Annotated in this window: 6 protein-coding genes and 1 pseudogene; 5 read left to right on the top strand and 2 right to left on the bottom strand. The window is 41.3% G+C overall.

Annotated features, from left to right (window positions below):
• The first annotated feature begins 126 nt into the window (after window positions 1–126).
• Window positions 127–507 (top strand): type II toxin-antitoxin system HicB family antitoxin, encoded by a 381-nt coding sequence (locus DP116_RS18800; protein WP_169156625.1) that lies wholly within the window; start codon window positions 127–129, stop codon window positions 505–507.
• A gap of 21 nt (window positions 508–528) precedes the next feature.
• A complete protein-coding gene (locus DP116_RS18805) occupies window positions 529–951 on the top strand; it encodes a type II toxin-antitoxin system VapC family toxin (RefSeq protein ID WP_211173378.1) in 423 nt (140 codons plus the stop codon).
• Window positions 952–1,074: 123 nt separating this feature from the next.
• Here DP116_RS18805 and DP116_RS18810 read toward each other — a convergent pair whose 3' ends face one another.
• Window positions 1,075–1,296 carry a hypothetical protein gene (locus DP116_RS18810; RefSeq protein WP_169156626.1) on the bottom strand — a complete coding sequence of 74 codons (222 nt, stop codon included), beginning with the start codon at window positions 1,294–1,296 and terminating at the stop codon, window positions 1,075–1,077.
• A 76-nt stretch (window positions 1,297–1,372) separates the two neighbouring features.
• Window positions 1,373–2,740: an NAD(P)/FAD-dependent oxidoreductase gene (locus DP116_RS18815; protein ID WP_169156627.1), complete on the bottom strand. Its 1,368-nt coding sequence runs from the start codon at window positions 2,738–2,740 to the stop codon at window positions 1,373–1,375.
• A gap of 619 nt (window positions 2,741–3,359) precedes the next feature.
• Between DP116_RS18815 and DP116_RS18820 the strand changes: the two genes are divergently transcribed.
• The 3 genes and pseudogenes from DP116_RS18820 to DP116_RS29495 all read left to right on the top strand — a co-directional run.
• A complete protein-coding gene (locus tag DP116_RS18820; protein ID WP_169156628.1) occupies window positions 3,360–3,974 on the top strand; it encodes a helix-turn-helix domain-containing protein in 615 nt (204 codons plus the stop codon).
• Between the two features lie 11 nt (window positions 3,975–3,985).
• Window positions 3,986–6,727: a peptidase domain-containing ABC transporter gene (locus tag DP116_RS18825; RefSeq protein WP_169156629.1), complete on the top strand. Its 2,742-nt coding sequence runs from the start codon at window positions 3,986–3,988 to the stop codon at window positions 6,725–6,727.
• Between the two features lie 189 nt (window positions 6,728–6,916).
• A pseudogene (locus DP116_RS29495) lies at window positions 6,917–7,407 on the top strand (HlyD family secretion protein); the annotation flags it as partial.

Genomic DNA, 7,407 nt, shown 5'->3' on the forward strand with positions numbered 1-7,407 from the left:
GAGACAGAGGCGTAGCCGTGCCGCAGGCATAGGGCGCGCACTCTCGGACGCTTATCGCTGCGACAATAGTAATTACAAAGCAATTTGATTTAAAATCAAACTAACTACCATAAACGAACAGTTTTTATGAATTCATTTTCATCTTTAGCATCACAACCACAAAATCAAAGCGCTCACGACATATTAATTAACGTTATTATCAAACAAAGTAGTGACGGAAAAATAATTGCAACGGTTCCAGGTTTGCCCGAACTGCAAGTAGAAGCTAGCAATAAAATCACAGCATTAGCCCTACTTCAACAACGCTTAGAAGCTCATTTAGAGGGAGCAGAAATTGTTCCTTTACCAGTAAAATTACCATCACGCGAACAGAAAAACCCGTGGTTGGAAATGGCGGGAATTTTTAAAGATGACCCACAATTTGAACAAATGCTCGCTGCAATTGAAAGCTACAGGCAAGAATTAGATCAAAATATTGAAAATCATTCTTCGCAAGAGTTAGGATAATAGTCTCAGGTATAAAATATAATGACTGTATGGGTGCTTGATACTGACCATATTTCTCTGCTTCAAAGAGGTCATCCAGTTGTTATTCGTAGAATCGCTGCGGTTAATCCTGCGGAAATAGCAGTCACAATCGTAACAATTGTCGAACAGATGTATGGTCGTTTAGATGTTATTAAAAGGGCAAAGTCGAAACAAGAATTAGTCACAGCTTACGCTTTATTAAAAGAAACATTCAGTCGTCTATATCAAGGAAATATCCTTGATTTTAGTGAAGCTGCGTTCGATATCTACACCCAATTACTTGCAGGCAAAATTCGTATTGGCACTCAAGATTTGAGAATTGCAGCGATTACACTGTCTGTCGGTGCAACATTAGTAACGCGCAACCGCAAAGATTTTGAAAAAGTTCCAGGTTTGCAAATTATAGATTGGTCGATTCCTTAAGAATTTAATAATTTGGCGATATCTAACGATAAACATCTCAGCACTCATTTTCATCCACCTGCCGACACTCTGCGCATTTATTAGAATTGAGGGGAAAGTGCGTTAGTGAAGCTGAACGAAGTTCTAGCTTGCGCGACAAAGTCGTTCGCATTTATTGGGGTTGATGGGATGGAGTGTGATGCGCAAGCCCCCACCTCGGGCGATAGCTTCGCTGCTGCCTTCGGCAGATCGCGTTTCTTGGGGTTGACAGGATGGAATGCGATGCGCAAGCCCCCACCTCGGGCGATCGCTTTTATTGGGGTGATGTGGACAAGGAAGTATAGCCGCCTTTCTGGTCTTAGACATATATTTCTTTTTTTTGTCAAGCCCTATTTAGATGCGTTTCTCTTGTCCATTCCATGTTGTAGCTCTTACGTACTTTTCAAACTCCTACCTTGTAAGTTTCTTGCACTTTTTTAGTGGTCGAAGGAACATCGTTGGTAACAGTTTTTGTTTCTTCAAAAGCTTCTCGACCTGTAATCAATCTAGAGCGACGACTACGAGTGAGATAATTCCATGCCCACTGAAATACTACTAGTAATTTAGTGTCGAACTCGATTAAGAAGTAGATATGAACGACTAACCAAAATATCCAAGCAAGGAAACCTTGGAGTTTGATGAAGCTTAAATCTACAACAGCTAAATTTTTGCCAATCATCGCCAAACTACCTACGTCATTGTAACGAAATTGTGGTAGTGTTTGACCTTTAAGCCGTTTTTTAATGAGTTTAGCTACATACTCTCCTTCTTGTTTGGCTACGGGTGCAACACCAGGTAAGGGTTTTCCATCTTGGTGAGAGAAGTTGCCTAAATCTCCGATGACAAAGATGTTTTTATAACCCTTAATCGTCAAGTCTGGTTCTACAATTACACGTCCGGAGCGATCGCACTCTACACCTGTGCGGTTTGCTAAAACTTGCCCCATAGCGGAACCTTTCACACCTGCTGCCCATAATATAGTTTTTGCGGCAATTTCTTGAATTTTATCATCTTGCTTGAAAGTAACGATATCATTTTCAATATTTGTGACTCTGGTATTAGTTTGGGTATCCACACCCAACTTTTGCAAAGATTCTTTTGCGACTTTTGATAACTGTGGTGCCATATGAGGGAGGACGCGATCGCCACCTTGCAATAATAAAATCTTAGTTTCTGAGGTGTCGATGTTGCGGAAATCGTCGTTGAGAGTTTTGTATGCCAATTCTGAGATCGCACCTGCTAACTCTACACCAGTGGGACCCGCTCCGACAATCACAAAAGTCAACCAAGCACGGCGTAGTTCGGGATCAGTTTCTTTTTCTGCTGCTTCAAATGCCGAAAATATCCGGCGACGTATTTCTATGGCGTCTTCAACAATTTTCAAGCCAGGAGCCAATGGTCTCCAGTTATCGTGACCATAATAGGAATGGTTAGCACCTGTGGCAACAATTAATGTATCGTAGGGTATTATTCTATCACGCAGAATAACTTCTTTGGCTTCTGGATCAATATCATTTACTTCTCCCAACAACACTTTTGTATTCTTGCTTTTCCTGAATACAGCTCGTAATGGTGAAGAGATATCAGCAGGTGATAGCGTACCTGTCGCAACTTGATATAAAAGCGGTTGAAATAAATGAAAGTTACGTTTATCAATAAGAGTCACATTGACATTCGCTTTGGCAAGAGTCTTTGCTGTATACAGTCCACCAAAGCCTCCACCAATGATTACAACGCGATGTAGTGCATTATTCTCATGTACAACTACCATTAGAACTATTTCCTTTTGTTAAGAGGGTTGTAAAGTTTCTTAACAAATATCTAACAAAATTAGAATAAAGGCTGCCGTTTATTCGTAGCATTTGAAGAAATACTAAAAGTAGTCTAAATTACAGTCATATCGCTTTTAGTCTAAACTCCAGTTCATAACCCAAACCGCGTAAATTCTCTTTTATTATCGCTTCTAACCCTGCCGACTCCTGGAATTGCTACTCTAACTTCTTTGTCAAATGCAGCATTTTCTCCTCAAAAGCCTGATCATCATCCTCAACTTCCTCTGCTCTACATATGTGCGGCTAAATATAGTAGTCATTTTTACTTTCAATGCTTAGATTGTAAATTTTTGACATATATTTGAGTAACGTTATTAAACTTTTTGCATGGAAAGTGTCAATCTTAAATCTTTCATGAATAGATATTAAAGAAAATAACAACAACAGTATTATTCAGTGTTATTACTGAGTTGAGTTATGAGAAAAGTTTTCTTAAATAAGTATATACAGCTATTAACTGCTCATGAGCACTTATATGACTTTTTGTACAAAAGTTAGCAAAATCACGTGTGTCCCTAACGTAAACCCTTTCACAATAAACAGCTAGATTTTACAGATATGTCACACTATCAAGGTAAATTTGATACTAGTAACCCGAAAGTGGCTCATGGTAAGTTTTTGACAGTGTTTCAATGCAAACTTTTGCAAAAAAGTCTACAAGAAGATTTACCTGAATCATACCGCCAGCGTATCCAGATTATGTTGTTGGTAGATGAGGGGAAATCCCAAACGGAAATTTGTCGAACTTTAGGGTGCTCTCCAGCAACAGCAAGGCATTGGACGCATATAGCCCGTACTGGTATGGCGCACCAATGGCAGGATTGTCCAATTGGTCGTCCAATGGCTGTTAATGACGAATATTTGCAGCGTTTGCAGCAACTAGTCAACAATAGTCCTCGTGATTACGGCTATTCTTTTCAACGTTGGACAGGAAACTGGCTGAGAAAACATTTGGCAAAGGAATTTGGAGTTGAGGTGAGCGATCGCCATATCCTTCGCCTACTCAAACAGATGGGATTATCTACTAAACCACAACCAAAAAATGCTGACAAAGACACGAATAAGACTGACTTGGCTAAGAGTTCAAAAATCTTAATTCGTGACCTCAATTCGGCTAATCCGCCGGATTGCACTGAATTATTGCCTCTTAATCTCACATTTAGGAGGAACTGATTCAGATATCTATGGTGCACAATCCAACACAAGCGCACTTGCTTGTCTTAAAACAGTTGAACAATGCTCTAGGATATTCTCTTTCTGAGGAAGAGTTTCAACGTTGCTTTCAGGCGGCTAAAATCTTTAATCCAAAAGTCGGAAAATTCTGGCAAGGAAACCACGTTGAACCCGGGATCTACATTGTTGTTGCTGGGAAGGTAAGGTTGCTAAACGACGCAGAAGAATTGATAGCCTCTTTGGAGGTGGGTGCGTCGTTTGGTGAATTTACCTTATTTCCCGATTCTGATTTTCAGCCTTACAAAGCTAGGGCTGCGTTGAATTTACAGGTGTGCTTTATCTCAAAAGAGGTGCTGCTACCACTTATGGCTAAACACCCACAAATTCGGGAACACTTGCAGAATCAAGCGCAAACGCGCAACTCCCGACTTTTGGGGAGAAATGACTCTCAAACAACATTTGTCAATGTAGACAAACCATATCCTAAGATAAATGTTTCCTCAACATCAGCAGTACAACCAAAGCAAGGGAAAAGGATAAGCAAAGCTTACTTTCCAAATCCTACGCAACGAGTTGGGCATTTTTGGCAACGGATGATTCGACGCTATCCGTTTTTTGCCCAACAAAGTGGATCTGACTGCGGTGCTGCTTGTTTGGTGATGATATCTCGTTATTGGGGGAAACGCTTCAGTATCAACCGCGTCCGGGATATTGCCAATATTGACCGCAGTGGCGCGTCGTTGCGCGGGTTATCGGCGGCTGCAGAAAGTCTTGGGTTTGGTACGCGACCTGTAAAAGCGAGTGTTGACCAGTTGGCGAAGCAGAAATTACCTGCCATTGTCCACTGGTTCGGGAAGCACTACATCGTTCTCTATGAAATTAACAAAAGAAATGTCATAGTTGCAGACCCCGCCATTGGTCAACGCACCCTCAGCCATGCGGAATTTAAAGCAAAATGGACTGGCTACACACTGCTTCTAGAACCCACAGCCTTGTTAAAGGATGCCAAAGAAACAACAACTCCCTTTTGGCAATTCTTTGAATTGATCAAGCCCCATTCTGTTGTCATGCTAGAAGTGCTTGTCGCTTCTATATTTATCCAGATATTTGGACTTGTTACTCCCTTATTTACCCAGTTAATTTTAGACCGAGTGGTGGTGCAGCGTTCGGAACTCACGTTAACGGCGGTGGGGTTGGGGTTGCTGATTTTTAGCCTGTTTCGCGTAGCGATCATGGGTTTGCGACAATATCTCCTATTTCACACGGCAAATAAGCTGGATGTGGCATTAATTGTGGGGTTTATTCGCCACACTTTGCGACTTCCTCTCTCGTTTTTTGAATCTCGTTATGTTGGAGATATTATCTCTCGCGTACAAGAAAACCGCAAAATCCAACGCTTCCTTTCTGGTGAGGCTTTGTCTATCCTGCTGGACTTCCTCACGGTTTTTATCTATCTAGGATTGATGTTTTGGTATAGCTGGAAAATGGCATTGCTGGCGTTGGTGATTATACCGCCTTTTTTCTTGCTGGCGTTGATTGCGACACCTTTTTTACAAAAGATTTCCAGAGAAATCTTTCATGCTGTGACCAATGAAAGTAGTTACCTGATTGAAATCATGACTGGTGTGCGGACGGTAAAATCCACGGCGGTAGAACAAACAGTGCGTTGGCATTGGGAGGAGTTATTACATAAGGAGGTAAAAACTAACTTCTCCGGACAAGTTATCAGCAATGGTCTGCAAATATTTAGCAATACTATTCAAGCCGTAGCAACTACCCTCTTGCTATGGTTTGGAGCATCTTTGGTGATTCAAAATCAATTAACCATTGGGCAATTGGTAGCATTTAATATGCTGGTAGGTCAGATTATTTCACCCTTCCAACGATTAACCGTGTTGTGGAATCAATTGCAGGAAGTGGTGATTGCAACCGAACGCATTAATGATGTGTTAGATGCAGAACCAGAAGAAGATTTTCAGAATCAAACACGGCAATTTTTACCAGACATTCATGGACACATCTGCTTTAAAAATGTCACCTTTCGTTATCACAAAGAAAGCGACATTAATATTCTACAAAATCTCAACTTTGAAATACAACCAGGGCAAATGGTGGCGCTGGTGGGACGTAGTGGATCAGGGAAAACGACAATTTCTAAGTTGGTTTTAGGGTTGTACCCTCCAACAGATGGTCAGATATTGATTGATGGACTAGATATTACGAGTATTTCCCTGCGTTCCTTACGTTCGTCTGTTGGAGTTGTTGATCAGGACACTTTTTTGTTTGGCAGCACGATTCGAGAAAATATCAGTTTAGGACATCCAGGGGCAACTTTAGAAGAAGTCATTGAAGCGGCAAATTTAGCAGGTGCTGATGAGTTTATTAAAAAGTTGCCTATGGGTTATGAAACCCAAATTGGTGAAGGTGGGGGTTTGTTGTCTGGTGGACAACGTCAGCGGATTGCGATCGCCAGAGCATTATTAGGTAATCCCCGCTTATTAATTTTTGACGAGGCGACTTCCCATCTAGATACAGAGTCAGAACGTATTATTCAAAGGAACTTAAACACAATCCTCAAAGGACGAACTGCTTTAGTCATTGCTCATCGCCTCTCAACGATACGAAATGCAGATTTGATTTTGGTTTTAGACAAAGGTGTGTTGATTGAGAGTGGAACTCACGAAGCATTAATGGCAAAGCGAGAACATTATTTCTATCTCAATCAACAACAGCAGCTGAACATGGCGGCGTGAGAGGACAAGGGGGAATTGACTGCCCATTCCCTCATACCTTGCTTAGGACTTACGCAGAAGAGATCCCCCAACCCCCTTGGAAAGGGGGCTTTTAAGATTCCCCCCTTGGGCTAGGGGGGATCCAGGTTTCGGGTTTTCAGTGCGTAAGTCCTGTTGCTGCCAAAATCCAAAACTTTGTAAGGATACATCATGACAAATACGTTAAATGGAAAGGTTCACACTCACATCCAAGAGAGTAAAAACTATCAGGAAATTCTCAACTCTCAAATCTCAGTTAAGCCAAGTGATAAGCCAAAGGATGATTGGTCTGAGGTCACTCAAGATTTACTTGATAGCTTACCTCACGTTTGGACGAAAGGATTACTATATTTTCTGTTGAGTTTTTCGGCTATTGTTTTGCCTTGGGCGATGTTGTTTAAAGTTGATGAAACAGGTACTGCAAGAGGAAGACTTGAGCCTAAAGGTAAGACAGTTAACTTAGATACTCTTGTTACCGGAACTGTTGCCAAAATTCCGGTGAAAGAAGGTGAATTAGTCAAACCTGGGGAGCCTGTGTTGATATTGGATTCGGAATTAGTTAAAACCGAATTACATCAGATAAAAGAGAAATTGGAAGGGCAGTTAAATCGCCTGTCGCAGTTGAATGTTTTGAAAAAACAGTTAGTTGTCGCTTTGACAAC

The sequence above is a fragment of the Brasilonema bromeliae SPC951 genome (genome assembly GCF_012912135.1).
Taxonomy (GTDB): domain Bacteria; phylum Cyanobacteriota; class Cyanobacteriia; order Cyanobacteriales; family Nostocaceae; genus Brasilonema; species Brasilonema bromeliae.

Excerpts from the sequence above, each read along its gene's own strand:
- DP116_RS18800 (WP_169156625.1), top strand. The coding sequence starts at position 127 with ATGAATTCATTTTCATCTTTAGCATCACAACCACAAAATCAAAGCGCT.
- DP116_RS18805 (WP_211173378.1), top strand. The coding sequence starts at position 529 with ATGACTGTATGGGTGCTTGATACTGACCATATTTCTCTGCTTCAAAGA.
- DP116_RS18810 (WP_169156626.1), bottom strand. The coding sequence starts at position 1,296 with ATGTCTAAGACCAGAAAGGCGGCTATACTTCCTTGTCCACATCACCCC.
- DP116_RS18815 (WP_169156627.1), bottom strand. The coding sequence starts at position 2,740 with ATGGTAGTTGTACATGAGAATAATGCACTACATCGCGTTGTAATCATT.
- DP116_RS18820 (WP_169156628.1), top strand. The coding sequence starts at position 3,360 with ATGTCACACTATCAAGGTAAATTTGATACTAGTAACCCGAAAGTGGCT.
- DP116_RS18825 (WP_169156629.1), top strand. The coding sequence starts at position 3,986 with ATGGTGCACAATCCAACACAAGCGCACTTGCTTGTCTTAAAACAGTTG.